The organism is Pseudomonas sp. TWR1-1-3, assembly GCF_049896805.1.
GTDB lineage: Bacteria > Pseudomonadota > Gammaproteobacteria > Pseudomonadales > Pseudomonadaceae > Aquipseudomonas > Aquipseudomonas bubulae.
Genome location: NZ_JAFCUZ010000001.1, coordinates 625,697 through 643,629, shown reverse-complemented (window position 1 = coordinate 643,629; position 17,933 = coordinate 625,697). Strand labels below are relative to the sequence as shown.

Here is a 17,933-nt window from a genome sequence, read left to right as displayed (position 1 = left end):
CACAACAAATCCGTTGGCAGGAAGGATTCAGCACCATAACACCGGGAGAAGCACAATGTGCTGCAGTCATCGCCAATCATCAAGTCTCAGCTGGTGATCAGCATCCGTGATCACGGCATCACCATATACGATTGGCACACTGCGCTGCAGGGGTTGAAAGTGGGCTTATTGCCCCACTCATAAATCCAATACTAGGAGGCACGCATGCCCCAGTCCCTGCCAACCCTGTGCGGTTCGATCATGGGCTCGCCCTTTTCTCTCTCTGCGAAAATCCACAATGCGGCCTACGCGGCCCTGGGCCTGGACTACACCTTCGTCTGCTTCGGCATCGAGGACCCGGTGGCGGGCGTCGCGGCCATCCGCACATTGGGTGTGCGCGGCATGAACGTGTCCATGCCCTACAAAACCGTCGTGATGGAGCATCTGGACGCGATCGATGAATCCGCGCTGGTCATTGGCGCGGTCAACACCATCAATAACATCGACGGCGTTCTCACCGGCTACAACACCGACTACCTCGGTGCAGTACGCGCCCTGCAGGAAGTCTGCGAACTCAACAACCAGCGCATTGCTGTAATTGGCGCCGGAGGCGCAGCGCGGGCCGTGGTCTTTGGCTGCCTGCAAGCAGCAGCCCAGGTCACGGTGTTTAACCGCAGCAGCGAACGGGGTAAGGCCCTGAGCACAGACCTGGGCGCGCACTGGGGCGGCAGTGTCGGGGCCTTCGCAGCCCGGGATTTCGACATCGTGATCAATGCCACCAGCGTGGGCTTCAAGCAGCCCGACAGCAACCCGCTGGACGGGCTGCTTGCCAGCCATCTGATCGTCATGGATGTAGCCTTTATGCCCGTGCGTACCGCCTTGCTTCTGCAAGCCGCCGCGCTGGGCTGCCGCACCGTGTCCGGCACACGCATGCTGGTGCAGCAGGCCTGCCGGCAAATCGAGTTGTACACCGGCATGGAGGCCCCCATCGACATCATGGAGCAGGCCATGCTCGACGAAATCCAGAGGTTGAAATTGTAAGAAATCCTGCTGCCTATCGATAACAAGATGCCGTAAAGGCGCCTACCAGAAGGTACCAACATGACTCACGATCATGCTTCATCTGATATTGAATTGGTCCCCGAAAGCCCGGAACACAAAAAAGACCTGCACCGCGCTGCCTGGGCCTGCTCCCTAGGCAGCGCGCTGGAATACTACGACTTTGCCCTCTACACCCTGGCAGCGGCGCTGATTTTCGGGCCGCTGTTCTTTCCTGAACAAACCCGCACCATGAGCCTGATTGCCAGCTTCGGCACCTACTTCCTGGGCTTCGCGATAAGGCCATTGGGTGGTGTGCTGTTCGGCATGATCGGCGACCGCGTGGGACGCAAGTTCGTGCTCACGTCCACGGTGTTGCTGATGGGTATTTCCAGCACCCTGATCGGTGCCCTGCCCACGTTTGATCAAGTCGGCTACCTGGCCCCGGTGCTGCTGGTGGTGCTGCGTTTGCTCCAGGGCCTCGGTGCAGGTGCCGAACAGGCCGGCGCGGCAGTGATGATGACCGAGTATGCACCCCCGGGTCGACGCGGTTTTTACGCTGCCCTGCCCTTCCTTGGCATTCAACTGGGCACCATCCTTGCCGCTCTGGTGTACTTCATGGTTATCAGCAGCAGTGACAACGTGCTCGAAAGCGGGTTGTGGCGCATACCGTTCTTCAGCAGCGTGGTGATCGTCGCCCTGGGCCTTTACATGCGCCTGTCGCTCAAGGAGTCGCCGACCTTTATCCGCCTCAAGGCCCTCAAGCGGGTCTGCGACAATCCGCTAAAAAGTGCGATGAAACACTCAAAACCGACGCTGCTGCTGGGCATTGGCCTACGCCTGGGAGAAAACGGCGGGTCTTCGATTTATCAGGCCCTGGCGGTGAGTTACATCGTTGGTGTGGTCGGCCTGCAAGGGCCGGTGGGCGTGCTCACCTTGATCTGCGCCGCCAGCCTGGGTGCTCTGACCGTGCCGATTGCCGGTAAACTCAGCGACCGTTTTGGCCGTGTAGTGGTGTACCGGGCCTTTGCGTTGCTGCAACTGGCACTGGCGTTCCCGGTATGGTGGATACTGAGCCAGGGCAATGTGATCGCGAGCATTATTGCTATCTCTATCGCGCTGGGCATCGGCACCTGGGGCATGTTCGGCACCCAGGCGGCGCTGATGCCTGAACTGTTCGGCTCGCGCCACCGCTATATGGGCGTATCCATTGCCCGGGAAGCCTCGGCGGTGATTGCTGCCGGTATTGCGCCCTTGATTGGCGCCGGGCTGATCGCTCTGGTCGTGGCCAGCCACGATGGCGATGCCAGCGCCGGTATCGGCGCCTGGTTGCCGATTGCCTGCTACCTGTCGCTGCTGACGCTGATCACCCTGTACACCACCTTCAAGACCCCGGAAACCCTCAACCGAGATCTGGACGAGCCCCGTGATGCCTGGGAAATGCTGCCTGCTCACAACGCTCCGCAGATGACGCCACAGCCGGTGGTGCAACCGACGCCACGCTGATGCTGCGTGCTGCAACCTGACTCATGCAAAGAGCCTGCTGACTGCAGGCTTTTTTGCGCCAGCACGATGCTGCTCTACTCGTAATCATAATCGGTCACCAGAAATACCACCGCGACTGACGCAACGCTAAGAAAGGTCTGACTGTATTGATTCGGGATAAAAGTAGAATCTCAGGCAAGGAGTGAATCGCCCTCACAGTGACAGGAGTCAGGCGTCAGATGGCGGCCCGACGTCACTTGCCAATCGCAGGAGACAATATGAAATCATCCATTACCCTTTACGACGCGCTGACATCCATCAGTATGCCTTCAGGTAAAACTAAAGCCGTTGTCGAAGCCTGGGAGAATGAAGTGAAAGATCTCGCCTCCAAATCAGACCTGGGGCAAACCGAACGGCACCTGAAAGCCTCCATTTCAGAATTGGGCGCTGAACTGCGCGTTCTGATAAGGGAGCAAGGTGTAGAGCTCAGGTCATCCGTCAAGGAACAAGGCCTCGAACTGCGCTCGTCAATTACTGCGCTGGAGGCCCAGGGCAAGATTGTTCACTGGCAGTTCGGCATCATCTTCATTTGCATCAGCGTGCCATCGATCAAATTGGGATATGACTTTCTCAACAGGGCTTTACTGGGGGAGTAAAGCCCTGGCCGACCTGGGTGATGACTTCAACTGAACAGCCTGCATCATTATGGGCTGTTCAGTATCCGGCTTGGGCTTGAAGCAGCTTGCGCATGAAAACCCGGGCAAAGCCGTATTGCGTGGCCCTGTGGGTTTCCTGATAACCGAGCTCTTTATAGAGTTCGATGCATACCAGGAATCAGCGTGTCAGCCAGCATCCAGCGTGGATGGCTGATTGCCAAGGATGGAGTTGCCGGCACCCTGGCTGGCAACTCCATGGCATCACCCGTCGATAAACACCTTCAGAGGCGGTTCGTGCATCAGGAAGTTCTGGTGCGAGATATTCCAGGCATAGGCACCCGCCAGGCTAAACACCAGCAGGTCACCAATCGCCAGTTGCGCAACAGGCTGCTGCCTGGCCAGCACATCCTTGGGCGTGCACAACTGGCCTACCAAGGTGACGTCCTGACCGCTTATCTGCGGGGGATTTGTGCCCCGCATAACCGTGAACGGATGGTTATGGTCTTGCGCTGCAGGCGTGCGGAAATGATGAGTGCCGCCTCGACCAATGGCAAAAAACTCGCCGTGGCTGCTTTTGATATCCAGCACCTGCATGACGTAATAGCCGCAGGCTGCGCTGATAAAGCGACCAATTTCGAAGCGGATTCGGGTCGCGCCCATGCCGAACTCATCAACCAGCCCCTTGAGCCCCTGACAAAACCTTGGCCAGTCGAACGACTGCGCCGGGTTCTGGTAGTTGATGCCCATGCCGCCTCCGACATTCAGCACGGGCAGTTGCAGGTCGTGGTCGACACACAACTGGCGGAAAGTCAGGAAGTAGCTGCGTATCAACTCAAGGTGCGCATCGACATCCAGCTGGTGTGACAGCATATGAAAGTGCAGCCCCTTGAGCTCCAGAGACGGCTCTTCGCGCAACAATTGCAGTGCACTTGCCAGCCCCTGCTCGTCCAGCCCGAACGGCGTGGGCTTGCCGCCCATGACCAGCCTGCTCTGCGGTGCCTGCGTCAGCTTGAGGTTCAAGCGCAACATCAGCGCAGCCCTCACGCCACGCTGGCGAGCGATGCGCGCCAGACTGCGAAGCTCGGTCACGCTCTCTACATGAAACGCCGAGATGCTGTACTGCATGGCGATATCCAGTTCACGATCAAGCTTGCCCGGGCCGCCAAAGATCAGTGGCTCGTCGGGGCACTGCTCATGCAGCCAGGTCAGCTCCCCGCCCGAGGCCGCTTCGAAACCGTCTACCCACGGTGCAAGGGTTTTCAACACCCGCGCCTCCGGGTTGGCCTTGGCGGCATAGAACAATTCGCAGTTATCGGGCAGCACCTCGCGCATTACCTTTATATGCTGTTCAAGGGCAGGCAAGTCGTAGACATAGGCACACAATGGCCCCTCGTGCTCAGCCTTGAGCTGATCGATACAGCGGGTGACAGCGACAGGAAGAGTCATGCGCACTTACTCTTTGCAATAAACGCCAACGGGCTGGGCAGCTGGGTGTAACCTGCTTCGCGATCGGCGCGCATCATCAGACGGGTCATAAAGTTTTCCTTGCCGGGGAATGGCGCACCGGCGCACAACTCGCGCAGCTGCTGCGGATGGCCAAGAAGCGCGCACTGTTCGTGCAACAGCTCGCCGGTGCGCGTCCACAACTGTTGTTCCAGAGCATCGCTACCATTGGCCAGATGAAAAATCGCCTCGCCCAGATTATTCACCAGCGCACAGTAAGCCACCCGCTGCCAGGCCTTTTGCGCGCTGTAGTACACCGAGTTGCGGGTACGCTCGTCGAGCGCGCTCAAGCGCTCTGCCGGCCAGATTTCAGGAACCAGCTTGGTGCCCTCCAGATCGCGGATCCACACCCGGTTCGGCAAGCCGTCCTGAGCAAAGCCGACAACCGTGTTTTGTAAATGCGGCTCCAGCGCCACCCCCTGACGGAACAGGCAGTGCAGCACGCCGCCGAGCATTTTCGCGGCATAGGCATCCAGCCAGTTGAGCGTGGCCTGCTCAATGCCCAGGCCGGTGATGTCGGCATAACGTCGAACCTGGTGACGACAGACACTGCGACCTTGCAAGTCCCAGGTAAACAGCGCCATTGCCACCTGCGGCTGATACGCCCCGCGATCGGCCATGGACAGGTTTTCCCGGTAAACGATACCGAAGCATTCGGTGACTTCGCGGGCCTGCTCCAGCGTACCCAAAGCACCGAGATCAAGGCTGGAGGCTGCGGGCTCGGGCATCAGCAAAAAGCCCGGCTGCCGGATTGCCAGCTCGCTCATGACCGGCCGGAGCAGATGAGTCAGGGCCACGGCACTGTCCAGCTCATACCAGGCATTCTTGCGTACGCAGTTGGTCAGCCGCACATGCATCGAGAACTTCATGAAATAAGCCAGTTGCGGGTGGTAGAGCGTGCGCACCGACGAGGTCGGGAACATGGCCTGACCCAGAGGGCCGAGGTATTCGATCAGACCCTGCTGTTGCGCCCGCTGCACCAGCGGATCGGCCAGTATGCGGGCGACTTCCCAGGGGTGACACGGATAGGCGTCGTCGCGCCCCGACAGTTGCTGCAGGGTACTGCGCGGGTCCTCACCCTGATGGCGAAACAGCGCCGGGTCGATCTTGAACCAGTGCAACTGAAAACACGCCCCGACCTCAGGCGAGCAGGCCAGCAAATCGTTCTGGGAAATACCCTCGCGGCTTTTCGGTGTCGGGTGCAGGGCATGCCCCCAGAGCTGATGCTGCTCGGATGCCAGCAGGCTGTCGGCAGCTTCGTTGGCCGGACGAGAATGACGCAGGAAGGCCCGGGTGATCTGCAGGCTGTTGGCGAACTGTTGCAGCATCTCGCCGACACGCCCGGCACCGCTCAGTGGCGTACACAGAAGGCTGGCCAGTTCCCGGGCCTCCAGTGGCCGCCAGCCCTGCTGGTTGCCCTTGAAATAAGGCGCGCCGATGTAATGACAGCGGCCCAGCAGGCTGGCGCTGTCGATGCGCACCACCAAACGGCCGCCCGGCAGGCTGATGCTGATGCAACGAGCGCCGGCCTGACGCAGGCTCATCGGCACATCCTGTGCCTGGTAGTTCAGATCGGCTTCGTTGCGCGGCAATGCATATTCGCGCAAATAGCAATTGAGCAGGCACTCGATGGCATGGCGCTGGGCTTCACCATCAAGGGCATGGTCATTCAGGGACAAGGTATTGGGAACGAACGTCATGCCGGAATCTCCCGGGAAGTGATCATTAGAGGGCGCGCCATCATCATGGCGGCCATGGCAGCCAGGCAGGCAACCAGAAAGGGGGATGCAATACCGCAGGTCTGAGTGACCAGAGCAGCCGTAACACCGGCAGCGGTACCGGCCCATTTGCCGCTGGAGTCAAACCAGCCGAACAGGCGCCCTGCACTGCCTTGCCGGCTGCGCTGACTAAGGCAGCGGTGCAGCCCGACAAAGCTGAGCAGCATGCCCGCGCCACTGAGCAGACGCAGGGCGAACAACGGCTCTGCCTGCACGCTCCAGAATTGCAGCGCATTGCTGATCGCCAGCAGCGCCAGCCCCGGCAACAGGACGTTGCCCTGATACTTGTGGACCCAGGGCAAGGCCAGCAGATAAACCAAATGCGGCAGGCTGTAGAGCACACCGATCAAGGTGTCGTTACCTATCCCCAATTGTTCACCGTATGGCATGAAGTAGGGAAAGGTGACCACCATGGCGAAGCTGAACAGAAACTGCACCGCCAGCAGGCGCGCCATGTCGGCTGGCAGTTGGCCTGGCGGCGGTTTTTGTTTGCTGTCCAGGGCATGCCCGGGCTTGTCGTTGGGCAGTGCCAACACCAGAACAAAAGCCAGCAGCGGCAACCACGCCAGCCAGCTGTAAAGGTTGATGCCCAAGCCCCGGGAGGTCAGCAGCCCCAGCAGGATCGGGCCGCTGATCATTGCCAGCCGTGCCGAATACTGAGTCCAGTTCAGGGCGCGGGACAGCCCGGAGCCCTTGAGCTGGGTCGACAGGTAGGCGTTGGAGGCCGCCATTGCTCCGCCGAAGGTGCCCTGGATAACCAATGCCAGCACGAACACGGTCAGATTGGGGCTCAAGCCTGCCAGCAGAAAACCCGCGAACAACCCGGCATGGGCGCGCAGCAACGACAGACGACAACCGTTGCGATCGGCCCAGCGCCCCCATACTGGCGCGGCCAGGGCGGTGCACAGGGTTGGCAGGACAAACAGCACGCCGATGGCCCATCCCGGCGTGCCGGGCGCGAGGTCGCCCAGGATGCGCGGTAGATAGAGCGGAATCCCCAGCGCCGTAAAGGCCGACAGGTAATGCCCCAACAAGACGCTGGCGATTAAACGGCGCTGCATGGCACCTCCTCCAGCAGGAAATTCGCCGCGCTGTAGCCATAGAACTTGTTGATATCACTGGCACCGGAATGCGCCTTGCTGAACAGGCTGCCGGCGCTGAGCAGGTACTTGACCGGCAACCTTGGGCTGTCGAGCAACCAGCGGCGTGCGTCGTCACAGTTGATGCCTTCGGCTTCGAGTTGCTGCAGACAACCGCTCAAGCCCCGGCGCAGTGTGTCGTACAGGCTGGCTTGAGGCGCCAGCCCCGCTGCCGCAATGGCCTGCAAAATAGCGACGATATTCAGTTGCAGGGTGATGGTGCAGAACATCTCGGCCAAAGGCTGACTGCTGTTGACACGAATGCGCTCATCCTGCAAGGCGGCTGGCAGCCCGGCCAGATCCGCACAAGCTGCAGCGAAACGTTGCGGCCAAAGGCGCGCGGCGTCGTTGTCCTTCATCAACAGGCGCATTGGCCGGCCGTGTTCGAATATCAGCACGGCGTTCTGCTGGTTGGCCTCAAGCGCGATGCCGTATCGCAGCCACAGCCGTAGATGAACCTGCAGTAACAGGTCAAGGTAGTCGTCGAGCCAGTGTTGCAGGGAGCCGGCATAAAAACCCTCGACCAGCTGTTCGAGGAACAGGCGCCCACCCGCAAGAGGGCTGGCCAGTGCAGCCACCGGCACCAGTGTGGTGTGCTCCAGCCCCGCCGGATAGCGGCGCACGATATAGGCCAGATGACGGCTTTGGGCGACATGACCGCCGTGTTGTTCATCTACGTGCAAATAGCGTGATCCCAACTCCGGATCTCGCCTGGCGAGCGCCTGCAAGGTGGTTTCAAACCAGTGGCCGTCGTACAGGGTGGTCGGTTTGATCAGACGCAGATTGCGCGCCCCCAGGGTAGTGACCAGCAACGGTAATTTGATATGCCAATGGGGCTGATCAATGCACACCACCGTACGCACGGACAGCGTCGGCTCAACCTGCATGGCCGTGTGTGGCGCCTTGAGTGCGCCCTCAGGCAAGCCATACTGTTCAAGCACAGCCCAGGTCAACGGATGCACCGGCAGCAGTGAGTGGCTGTTGTGCAAAGTGCCTGGCAAGCCTACCTCCTCGAAACCCGGCCAGTGCGGCGGCTGCACACTGGTGAGGGTCATGGCCTGCTTGGGGATCGCCAGCCAGTTGAGTTTGAAACGCGGTGCAAACTCCGGCGCATAGCGTTCAAGGGCTGCGTCATCGAAGCCGCTTTTGGCCCGTGCAGTCGGGTAGTACGGGTGGTCCAGATAGCTGGCCAGCTGATCAATCTTCAACAGGCGCTGCGACCAGTGCTGGAGCCCGATCACATCGCCGAGCGCGGCGGCATTGCGTTGACCGGCCTGCTTGCACAGGGTCCGGTGTTGCGTGGCGCAATCGGCCTCTTTCAGATACGCCTCGAACAACCCCAGGCTTTCAGCGTCGAGCCCCTGGCTCAGGTGGCCAAGCCAGAGCGAGTAGCCACGCTGGACCTCAGGCGGGTGCTGTCGCGATACCCGGATCCAGGCATCGCCGGTAACACTCCAATCCTGCAACGGATACGCCTTGACCACTGGCAGCCACAACTCGTCAGCCGCCAGATCGGTGATCCGCAGCCAGATGCCGCTGGATTGATGCGCAAGCAGCTGATGCAACGCCTCGGGCAGCGGACAGATCCGGCCCTGACTGACAACTCCGCGGATATCTTCACGCAGGCAGCAATCGATGATGCGGCGGGTGATGTAGGCCTGATCGGCAGCTTCTGGTTGCAGGTTCATGCCACCACCCATTTCAGGTCGTTGAGGGTCGAATGCAATTGCGCATCCAGGCTCACGTCATCCGGGGCAATCAGGCGCAATACACCGACGTAGTCCTTGTTGGAGTGGCTGATGGTCACCGTGTCGCCGGGATGTTGCAGCGCCCGGTAATCGCACCAGTGGTCTGCGGATTCGACATTGAAACTGGCACTGGCCTGATCCAGCCGCCCCGAACGCTCGGCCACCAGATAGTGCACGGTTGCCTGGGCCCGAGCCGGTTGTGCGTCGACCAGCGCCTGCCCCAGATGCAGGGCAACGATTCGGTCAAACCAGCCCTGTGGCAGCAGCCGGTCCAGCAAAAACTCGCGGCCGTCACCGATACTGCGATAGTTGATCTCGACCAGCACCGGGCCTTGTGCGGTGAGGATGAATTCGCTGTGACAAACGCCAAAATTGACCCCGAATGCCGCCACTTGCGCCAGCGCCGCGGTACGCTGTGCGCTGCTTAGCGGGCCATTCCAGCGGGCAGCGAGTTCGACAAAATGGGGCGGCGCAGAAAGGCTTACGTCAAAGCCGCCAATGGCTTGCAGGCTACGACCGTCACCGAGGGTCTCAAGGGTGAACAGTGGCCCTTCCAGGTAAGCCTCCAGCAGCAGTGCACGGTCCGGTTGCTGCTCCCAGAACCGTTCACAGTAAGCACTCAGTTCAGCGGCGTTGTGACACAAGCGCACGTCCAGGCTGGCCACCCCTTCACGGGGCTTGGCCACCACTGGCCATGGCGCATCAGCAGGCAACGCGCAGCCCGAGGCAAGCACCTGGAACCACGGCCCGGGCAGACCCAGACGCTGCATGCGCTCACGCATGGCGGCCTTGTTCTTGGCGGCATGGCACAACCGCCAGTTCTTGCCGGGGCACTCGAACGCCTCCGCCACGACTGCTGTCGCGGTTTGCAGGTGATCGCTGTTGGAAAATACGGCAACCGGGCGCAAACCCTGGCCATTGAGGGTTTCGATGACCGCCAGCGGGTTGAATACATCACATTCGATCACCTGCAGCCGGTCCGGCGAAAGAGACGAGCCGGCAAGCAGGCGACGATGTTCCTGAGCATGATCGGTGATCAGCACAATTGGCAGCCCGCGCTGCTGCGCGGCTGGCATAAAGCCCTCGAGAATGGCTGGGTGTGCGACGTGAGCAAGGATGACGAATGGACGTTGCATGGCACTTTCCTGGGGGCAACAGTTGCCCGTCCCGCAGGATGGGCAACTGATTTACAAAAGCGCGTGTGCGCGGTTTAGAAGCGGTAATTGACGCCTAAGGTGAGCGAACGCTCTGGCGCGGGTTGACGACCCCAAGGGCTGGTGTCGATACCTCGGAAATAGTATTCGCGGTTGAACAGGTTACTGATGCCCGCCGAGGCGGTCAGAATGCTCTTGTCGGCCAGCGGGAACTCACGTTCGATAGCCGTGTTCCACACCCAGTAAGAAGGCAGTTCACCCACGCTGGCAGAGGCGTTTTCTTCGCGGGTATTGGCAGCGTCGGTGTAGGCCTTGCTGATGTAAAGACCGTCGAGGTTGTAGGTCCAGTGCTCGGCAAAACGGTAGCGGGCATCCACCATAAACTGGTTTCGCGAGGAGTACGGCACTTCGTTGTCTTTGTAAGTGCCGTTGCGTTGTTTGGCATCGAGGTAGGCATAACCGGCATGCAGGTCCAGATCACGCATGGCCTGCGGGGTCCAGAAAATATCGGTCTCGAAACCCTGATGACGTGTGCTGCCAAGGTTGTCGAAACGGTCGGTGGTAGCGTTGTAGACAATCTGGTCATCAAAGTCGATGCGGTACAGGTTGAAGTCGACACGCATGCCCTCCCACGGGGTGTAACGCACACCGGTCTCGTAGTTCCAGGCCAGCTCGGCACCGACCGCGCCTTCCTTGACGATCTGCGTAACCTGAGGTGGACGCAGGGACTTCTGCGCGTTGGCATAGACATACCAGGCGTCGTTGGCCTGGTAACCCACGGTCAGGCCCGGCAGCCATTCTTCAGACTTGTTCTCGCGCTCGAACCCGGTGATGCCATCGCTGTAGTTCATGCGCGCGTTTTCATAGCGCGCGCCGGGGGTGATGGTCAGGCGATGATCAAGCAGGCTGATGGCGTTGCTGATGTAGAAGGCACGGGCGCTGTCATCGAATTTCCAGTCGCGAAACGGTGCAGTCACACCCGTAGCCAGACTCTGCCGGTTGACCTTGTAACTGATGTCTTCGCTGACATAGCGGGCACCGAGTAGCCAGGTCTGGCCGACGGTGTCGCCATCGATGGTGGCGCTGATGCGCGGCTCCGAACCCCAAACCTTGAAGTCACGCGGGCCGTCCTGCTTGGTCACGGCCGTACCGTCCGGAGTGAACGGCAGGCCTACGACGAAATTGCGGTAGCTGTTGTGGGCAAAGTTGGTCCAGCTGAACTCCACCGAATCGAACGGCCCCATGGCGCCAAGACGCTGGGTGTAAGTGCCCCACACACGATCCGTGTCACCCTCGAAGCGGTCCAGCGGGCGCGTTGACTGGCGCGGGTCGTCCTTGTAGTCCTTGACGCTGAGGGCTCCGGCCAGGTCCATGTCGGCCTTGTAATGCTGAACGCCGAAACTCAGATCCCGGTCATCATCGATGTTCCATTGGCCGCGCAGGCGGTAGTTCTGCACATCGGTATCAGAGTGTTCGCGCCCGTATTCGCCGCTCAGGGTATTGATGTCCAGTTGCAGCCCGAAGTTGTCGGTCAGGTAACCGCCGGTGCCCAGATAGGTATCCCACAACTGGCGCCCGCCAGCATTGAACGTGGTTTTCTCCTGCAGGGTGGTTTCCCATTCGCGGGGAATCGGCTTGCTGATGAAGTTGATCACCCCGCCGACGTTGTTTGGTCCGTATTGCACCGCTGCGCCCCCGCGCACGATATCAACCCGGTCGACCGTGGCCATGGTCATTGGGAACAGCGACAGGCCGGTCTGGCCGTAGGGTGCCAACGCGAGCGGGATGCCATCCGACAAGGCCTGGATGCGTCCGCTGCGGCTCTCGTACAGGCCGCGTACCGAAATCTGGGGCAGCGCACCGGTGCCGGTCTCGTCGAAAATCTTGATACCCGGAACCCGTTGCAGCGCATCATCCAGGCCACGGGTGCTGGCTTTTTTCAGGTCGCTGGAATCGATGACGCTGCGACTCCCGGCATAGGTACGCACTTCCTGATCGCTGGCGGCACCCAGTACATCGCCCTCAATCGTCATGGGCGCCAGCTCAACGCTGTGGCCGGGGGTTTGTTGATCGGCGGCCATGGCAGCCTGGCAAATACCCAGTGTCATGAGGCTCAGTGAAAAGTGTAGGGATATTGTTTTCATTGGACTACGTCGACTCATTATTGCTGTTGGAGAGAATGCAGGCGGGCTTTGAGTGCGTTATGCAGCAAGCCACGGTCTTCACCGGCCAGAAAACTGCGCACGCCGCGGGCGCGCCATAGCGCGTTCTGTTCGACGGTGCGGGGGTTGGCGCAAAAAGCGACGCCGTCGCCAAGACAGGCGTCGGCCATGCCTTGCAGGGTTTGCCAGACCCGAGGATTGAGAGGATCAGGCCCCAGGCCAAGATCGAGGGCCAGGTCCAGGGCGCCTTCCATGATCATGCCGACCCCGTCCAGTTGCAGGATGTCGCCCAGCGCGTCAACACCGGCGCGGCTTTCGATCATGGGAATAATGGGGGTCTGGCGGTTGGCCAGATCGATGTATTCGGGCAGTGGCAGGCGACCGAAGCCGGTGATGCGCCCACCGGTCATGCCGCGCTTGCCCAGGGGCGGAAAAAAGGCCGCCTCAATGGCGCGCCGGACCTGGGCGACGCTTTCAGTGCGTGACAGCACGATGGCTTCGATACCGGCGTCCAGCGCCCTGCCGATCAGTTTCTCGTCCACTTGCGCCATGCGCAGCCAGGGCGAAATACCTGCGGCCTCACACGCCCGAACGCAATGCATGATGTCTTCTTCGGAGCGCAGCAAGTGCTCCAGATCAAGAATTACAAAGTCGTAGCCGGCAAACGCGAGCATCTCGCAAAGCATGGGTGAAGGTAGGGAGTTGAGCATGCCGTAAACAACTTTCCCGTCTTGTAGCCGGGAAAAAACCGGAGAAGTTTTTATCACTGACACAGGTCCTTTTAGCGAGGCAGCACTGGCGCCAATAATAATCATTCTCAGATATAGGTAAACGATTTTTATTATCGAATAGCGATATTCGTGACGAACATCTTAAAAAAAACGTTTCAGGTTGTAGGAAAATGGCCATAAGCCATTGTTTTGCTGAGGTCGAGGTCCAGGAGGGAGAATCTGTACCTTGCCAAATTTCAGGCAAAAAAAAGCCGCTATCGCTAGCGGCTTTTTTACTATCTGGCTCCACGACCTGGACTCGAACCAGGGACCCAATGATTAACAGTCATTTGCTCTACCAACTGAGCTATCGCGGAATGGCGTCTATCTTACTGATATAAAAAGAGAAGTCAACACTTTTGCTGACTTCTCCCTGCATTATTCAGATGACCTGGACAATGGCGTCGGTTACCGCCTCAATGTTGCGCTGGTTCAAAGAAGCCACGCAGATTCGGCCGGTATCAAGGGCATAAATACCGAATTCGGTACGCAGACGCGTTACTTGTTCAACGGTCAGACCGGAGTACGAGAACATGCCACGCTGACGTGCAACAAAGCTGAAGTCATGCCCAGGAGCCTTTTTCGACAGCAGCTCAACCATTTGCAGACGCATGCCACGAATGCGCAGGCGCATTTCTGCCAGCTCGTCTTCCCACATCGCACGCAGCTCAGGGCTGTTAAGCACGGCTGCAGCAATGGTTGCACCGTGAGTCGGCGGGTTGGAGTAGTTGGTACGGATCACGCGCTTGACCTGGGACAGCACACGGGCGCTCTCTTCCTTCGATTCGGTGATGATCGACAGTGCACCGACACGCTCGCCGTACAGAGAAAACGACTTGGAGAACGAGCTGGAAACAAAGAAGCTCAGGCCCGAGCCGGCGAACAGGCGTACTGCTGCTGCGTCTTCGTCGATGCCGTCGCCAAAACCCTGGTAGGCCATGTCCAGGAACGGGATCAGGCCTTTGGCCTTGACCACGTCCAGCACGTTCTGCCAGTCGGCCGGGGTCAGGTCGACACCGGTCGGGTTGTGGCAGCAAGCGTGCAGCACAACAATGGAGCCGGCGGGCAAGGCATTCAGATCTTCGAGCATGCCGGAACGGTTGACGTCATGGCTGGCGGCGTCGTAGTAACGGTAGTTCTGCACCGGAAAACCGGCGGCTTCAAACAGTGCACGGTGGTTTTCCCAGCTTGGATCGCTGATCGCGACTACTGCGCCTGGCTGCAGTTGCTTAAGGAAGTCAGCACCGATTTTCAGCGCGCCCGTACCGCCAACGGCTTGAGTGGTGATCACCCGGCCAGCTGCCAGCAACGGCGACTCGGCACCGAACAACAGCTTTTGCACGGCCTGGTCGTAGGCGGCAATACCATCGATCGGCAAATAACCGCGCGACGCGTGCTGGGCAACCCGGATCGTTTCGGCTTCGACAACGGCACGCAAGAGCGGAATTCGTCCCTCTTCGTTGCAGTAAACACCAACCCCCAGGTTCACTTTGCTGGTACGGGTATCGGCGTTGAATGCTTCGTTGAGGCCCAGGATAGGATCGCGTGGTGCCATTTCGACAGCGGAGAACAGGCTCATTATTACGGCGGCTCTGAATGGGGAATGGAGGGGGTGACAACGCTCCAGCCGATTGCACTAGAGCGGTGCACAAACGGGGAGCAAGTATAAGCCCGATCAGGATTCGGGCAACAGCCTATTGCCGGTTTTACCCAAGTATTTGAGTTTATTTTCAGGCCACTGGTCTAATTGCAATCTTTGCCGATATGCCCGTATCAGAGCTGTACCTTGAAACAGTCGGACATGACCTCCATATTTAGCCGTATCCTGTTTTTTCCTGCGGCCTGAGTCGCATGCACTTATAAAGGCTACTGCTTTTATAGAAGCAAACCCTGAGGTCCTTCATGCCCGATTTTCAGCTTGTTACCCGCTTCAAGCCCGCAGGCGATCAACCCGAAGCCATTCGCCAGATGATTGAAGGCATCGAAGCCGGCCTGTCGCACCAGACCCTGCTCGGGGTAACCGGTTCGGGCAAGACGTTCAGCATTGCCAACGTGATCGCCCATGTGAACCGCCCCACCCTGGTGCTGGCGCCCAATAAAACCCTGGCTGCCCAGCTGTACGGCGAGTTCAAGTCATTCTTCCCGAACAACGCGGTGGAGTACTTCGTCTCGTACTATGACTACTACCAGCCCGAAGCGTACGTGCCCTCCTCCGATACCTTTATCGAGAAGGATGCCTCGATCAACGACCATATCGAGCAGATGCGCCTGTCCGCAACCAAGGCCCTGCTGGAGCGCAAGGACGCGATCATCGTTACCACGGTGTCGTGCATTTATGGCCTGGGCAGCCCCGAGACCTATCTGAAGATGGTGTTGCACGTCGACCGTGGCGACAAGCTCGACCAGCGCGAGTTGCTGCGCCGCCTGGCCGATCTGCAATACACCCGCAACGATATGGACTTTGCCCGCGCCACCTTCCGCGTGCGCGGCGATGTGATCGACATCTATCCTGCCGAATCGGATCTGGAGGCGGTGCGCATCGAACTGTTCGATGATGAAGTCGAAAGCATCAGTGCCTTTGACCCGCTGACCGGCGAAGTCATCCGCAAGATGCCGCGCTTTACCTTCTACCCCAAGAGCCACTATGTGACACCGCGCGAAACCCTGCTCGACGCCGTGGAAGGGATCAAGGAAGAACTCAAGGAGCGGCTCGAATACCTGCGGTCCAACAACAAGCTGGTCGAGGCCCAGCGCCTGGAACAGCGCACCCGCTTCGATCTGGAAATGATCATGGAGCTGGGTTACTGCAACGGCATCGAAAACTACTCGCGCTACCTTTCGGGCCGCGAGTCCGGGGCCCCGCCACCGACCCTGTTCGACTACCTGCCGGCCGACGCGCTGCTGGTGATCGACGAGTCTCACGTCAGCGTGCCGCAAGTGGGCGCCATGTACAAAGGCGACCGTTCGCGTAAAGAGACCCTGGTGGAATATGGCTTCCGCCTGCCCTCGGCACTGGACAACCGGCCGATGCGTTTTGACGAATGGGAACGCATCAGCCCGCAGACCATTTTTGTTTCCGCCACCCCCGGCAACTACGAAGCCGAGCATTCGGGCCGCGTGGTCGAGCAGGTGGTGCGCCCCACCGGCCTGGTCGATCCGCAGATCGAAGTGCGTCCGGCCCTCACCCAGGTCGACGATTTGCTCTCCGAGATTGCCAAGCGCGTGGCGCTGGAAGAGCGTGTGCTGGTCACCACCCTGACCAAACGCATGTCCGAAGACCTCACCGATTACCTGGCCGACCATGGCGTGCGGGTACGCTATCTGCACTCGGATATCGACACCGTGGAGCGCGTCGAAATCATCCGCGATCTGCGCCTGGGCGTATTTGACGTGCTGGTGGGGATCAACCTGCTGCGTGAAGGGCTGGACATGCCCGAGGTGTCGCTGGTGGCGATCCTGGACGCCGACAAGGAGGGCTTCCTGCGCTCCGAACGCTCGTTGATCCAGACCATTGGCCGGGCGGCGCGTAACCTCAATGGCCGGGCGATTCTGTACGCTGATCGCATCACCGGCTCGATGGAACGCGCCATTGGCGAGACCGAACGCCGGCGCGAGAAACAGATCGCTTTCAACCTCGCCAACGGCATTACGCCCAAAGGCGTGTTCAAGGATGTCGCGGATATCATGGAGGGTGCGGTGGTGCCGGGTTCGCGCAGCAAAAAGCGCAAAGGCATGGCCAAGGCCGCGGAAGAAAACGCCAAGTACGAGAACGAGCTGCGCTCGCCCAGCGAGATCAGCAAGCGCATTCGCCAACTGGAAGAAAAAATGTACGCCCTGGCCCGCGATCTCGAGTTCGAGGCGGCAGCGCAAATGCGCGACGAAATCGGCAAACTGCGCGAGCGGTTATTGCAGGTTTAACGCCCCACATTGTCCCTGTGGGAGCGGGCTTGCTCGCGATTGGATCGATGCGGTGTATCAGGTAAACCGCGCCGTTTCTATCGCGAGCAAGCCCGCTCCCACAGGGCAATCTCTCAGACGGCTACCGCCGCTACCGCCTCGACCTCAAATAACATCTCATCCAGCGCCAGACGCGGCACCGGGATCAAGGTGCAGGCCGGGGCCGGCAGCTCCCCCCATACCCGCTTCACTTCGGCGCCCAGAATCTGCAAGCGCTCCAGGCTGTGATCCACGATCAATACGGTGATCTTGGCCACGTCCTTGATCTGCGCATCGGCCGCTGCCAGGGCGATCTGCAGGTTGGCAAAGGCCTGGCGCACCTGCTCGGCGAAGTCCGTCGACAGCTCACTGTCGGCGTTCTCGCCGCCCTGGCCGGCGGTGTACACCAGCCGCACATTCGCGGCCACACGGGCAACATGGGAGTAACCGTTGGGCGCAGGGTCATACAGCCCGGCGGGGTTGAGCAATAGCACTGCGGAGTCAGAATTCTTGTCCATAAAATACGCACCAGTGGCAGTGGGATAAGCAAGCGCGCTATTCAACCACTCTCGCCAAGCCGTACGC

Annotated in this window: 13 protein-coding genes, 1 tRNA gene and 1 pseudogene; 4 read left to right on the top strand and 11 right to left on the bottom strand. The window is 59.8% G+C overall.

Annotated elements, in window-relative coordinates; all coding sequences use genetic code 11:
- Window positions 1–204: 204 nt before the first annotated feature.
- The 3 genes from aroE (at window position 205) to ACP7BE_RS02925 (ending at window position 3,158) form a co-directional block, all read left to right on the top strand.
- Window positions 205–1,020, top strand: coding sequence for a shikimate dehydrogenase (gene aroE, locus ACP7BE_RS02935; protein ID WP_095000456.1), 816 nt, complete (start codon window positions 205–207; stop codon window positions 1,018–1,020).
- A 60-nt stretch (window positions 1,021–1,080) separates the two neighbouring features.
- The gene (locus tag ACP7BE_RS02930; protein WP_426104661.1) at window positions 1,081–2,523 is read left to right on the top strand and encodes an MFS transporter; all 1,443 of its coding nucleotides are present in this window, start codon (window positions 1,081–1,083) and stop codon (window positions 2,521–2,523) included.
- Window positions 2,524–2,780: 257 nt separating this feature from the next.
- The gene (locus ACP7BE_RS02925; RefSeq protein WP_095000458.1) at window positions 2,781–3,158 is read left to right on the top strand and encodes a DUF1640 domain-containing protein; all 378 of its coding nucleotides are present in this window, start codon (window positions 2,781–2,783) and stop codon (window positions 3,156–3,158) included.
- Window positions 3,159–3,216: 58 nt separating this feature from the next.
- Here ACP7BE_RS02925 and ACP7BE_RS02920 read toward each other — a convergent pair.
- The 10 genes and pseudogenes from ACP7BE_RS02920 to ACP7BE_RS02875 form a co-directional block, all read right to left on the bottom strand.
- Window positions 3,217–3,324: pseudogene (locus tag ACP7BE_RS02920) on the bottom strand (GNAT family N-acetyltransferase); the annotation flags it as partial.
- Between the two features lie 95 nt (window positions 3,325–3,419).
- Window positions 3,420–4,604, bottom strand: a complete 1,185-nt coding sequence (locus ACP7BE_RS02915) for a type III PLP-dependent enzyme (RefSeq protein WP_426104659.1) — start codon at window positions 4,602–4,604, stop codon at window positions 3,420–3,422.
- On the bottom strand, window positions 4,601–6,361 hold the full coding sequence (locus ACP7BE_RS02910; RefSeq protein WP_426104657.1) for an IucA/IucC family protein: 1,761 nt from the start codon (window positions 6,359–6,361) through the stop codon (window positions 4,601–4,603). The genes ACP7BE_RS02915 and ACP7BE_RS02910 overlap by 4 nt, the downstream gene beginning before the upstream one ends.
- Window positions 6,358–7,500 (bottom strand): MFS transporter, encoded by a 1,143-nt coding sequence (locus ACP7BE_RS02905; RefSeq protein ID WP_426104655.1) that lies wholly within the window; start codon window positions 7,498–7,500, stop codon window positions 6,358–6,360. Before ACP7BE_RS02905 ends, ACP7BE_RS02910 begins: the two co-directional genes overlap by 4 nt.
- Window positions 7,485–9,266, bottom strand: coding sequence for an IucA/IucC family protein (locus ACP7BE_RS02900; RefSeq protein WP_426104653.1), 1,782 nt, complete (start codon window positions 9,264–9,266; stop codon window positions 7,485–7,487). The genes ACP7BE_RS02905 and ACP7BE_RS02900 overlap by 16 nt, the downstream gene beginning before the upstream one ends.
- Entirely contained in the window at window positions 9,263–10,462 is a 1,200-nt protein-coding gene (locus ACP7BE_RS02895) for an ATP-grasp domain-containing protein (protein WP_095000462.1), read from the bottom strand. The genes ACP7BE_RS02900 and ACP7BE_RS02895 overlap by 4 nt, the downstream gene beginning before the upstream one ends.
- A 74-nt stretch (window positions 10,463–10,536) precedes the next feature.
- Complete coding sequence (locus ACP7BE_RS02890; protein WP_426104651.1) at window positions 10,537–12,624, bottom strand: TonB-dependent receptor family protein; 2,088 nt, start codon at window positions 12,622–12,624, stop codon at window positions 10,537–10,539.
- Window positions 12,625–12,641: 17 nt separating this feature from the next.
- Window positions 12,642–13,352: an HpcH/HpaI aldolase family protein gene (locus ACP7BE_RS02885; RefSeq protein WP_426104649.1), complete on the bottom strand. Its 711-nt coding sequence runs from the start codon at window positions 13,350–13,352 to the stop codon at window positions 12,642–12,644.
- Window positions 13,353–13,653: 301 nt separating this feature from the next.
- Window positions 13,654–13,729 (bottom strand) — tRNA-Asn (locus ACP7BE_RS02880).
- A gap of 65 nt (window positions 13,730–13,794) precedes the next feature.
- On the bottom strand, window positions 13,795–14,991 hold the full coding sequence (locus tag ACP7BE_RS02875) for an amino acid aminotransferase (RefSeq protein WP_095023547.1): 1,197 nt from the start codon (window positions 14,989–14,991) through the stop codon (window positions 13,795–13,797).
- A gap of 323 nt (window positions 14,992–15,314) precedes the next feature.
- On the opposite strand from ACP7BE_RS02875, the gene uvrB reads away from it, so the two are divergent.
- On the top strand, window positions 15,315–17,330 hold the full coding sequence (gene uvrB, locus ACP7BE_RS02870; protein WP_095020062.1) for an excinuclease ABC subunit UvrB: 2,016 nt from the start codon (window positions 15,315–15,317) through the stop codon (window positions 17,328–17,330).
- 113 nt (window positions 17,331–17,443) lie between these two features.
- Here uvrB and ACP7BE_RS02865 read toward each other — a convergent pair whose 3' ends face one another.
- Window positions 17,444–17,866, bottom strand: a complete 423-nt coding sequence (locus tag ACP7BE_RS02865) for a RidA family protein (protein ID WP_095000467.1) — start codon at window positions 17,864–17,866, stop codon at window positions 17,444–17,446.
- Window positions 17,867–17,933: the final 67 nt, after the last annotated feature.

Excerpts from the sequence above, each read along its gene's own strand:
- ACP7BE_RS02890 (WP_426104651.1), bottom strand. The coding sequence starts at position 12,624 with ATGAAAACAATATCCCTACACTTTTCACTGAGCCTCATGACACTGGGT.
- ACP7BE_RS02915 (WP_426104659.1), bottom strand. The coding sequence starts at position 4,604 with ATGACTCTTCCTGTCGCTGTCACCCGCTGTATCGATCAGCTCAAGGCT.
- uvrB (WP_095020062.1), top strand. The coding sequence starts at position 15,315 with ATGCCCGATTTTCAGCTTGTTACCCGCTTCAAGCCCGCAGGCGATCAA.
- ACP7BE_RS02900 (WP_426104653.1), bottom strand. The coding sequence starts at position 9,266 with ATGAACCTGCAACCAGAAGCTGCCGATCAGGCCTACATCACCCGCCGC.
- ACP7BE_RS02930 (WP_426104661.1), top strand. The coding sequence starts at position 1,081 with ATGACTCACGATCATGCTTCATCTGATATTGAATTGGTCCCCGAAAGC.
- ACP7BE_RS02865 (WP_095000467.1), bottom strand. The coding sequence starts at position 17,866 with ATGGACAAGAATTCTGACTCCGCAGTGCTATTGCTCAACCCCGCCGGG.
- ACP7BE_RS02885 (WP_426104649.1), bottom strand. The coding sequence starts at position 13,352 with ATGCTCAACTCCCTACCTTCACCCATGCTTTGCGAGATGCTCGCGTTT.
- ACP7BE_RS02895 (WP_095000462.1), bottom strand. The coding sequence starts at position 10,462 with ATGCAACGTCCATTCGTCATCCTTGCTCACGTCGCACACCCAGCCATT.
- ACP7BE_RS02925 (WP_095000458.1), top strand. The coding sequence starts at position 2,781 with ATGAAATCATCCATTACCCTTTACGACGCGCTGACATCCATCAGTATG.
- ACP7BE_RS02875 (WP_095023547.1), bottom strand. The coding sequence starts at position 14,991 with ATGAGCCTGTTCTCCGCTGTCGAAATGGCACCACGCGATCCTATCCTG.
- aroE (WP_095000456.1), top strand. The coding sequence starts at position 205 with ATGCCCCAGTCCCTGCCAACCCTGTGCGGTTCGATCATGGGCTCGCCC.
- ACP7BE_RS02905 (WP_426104655.1), bottom strand. The coding sequence starts at position 7,500 with ATGCAGCGCCGTTTAATCGCCAGCGTCTTGTTGGGGCATTACCTGTCG.
- ACP7BE_RS02910 (WP_426104657.1), bottom strand. The coding sequence starts at position 6,361 with ATGACGTTCGTTCCCAATACCTTGTCCCTGAATGACCATGCCCTTGAT.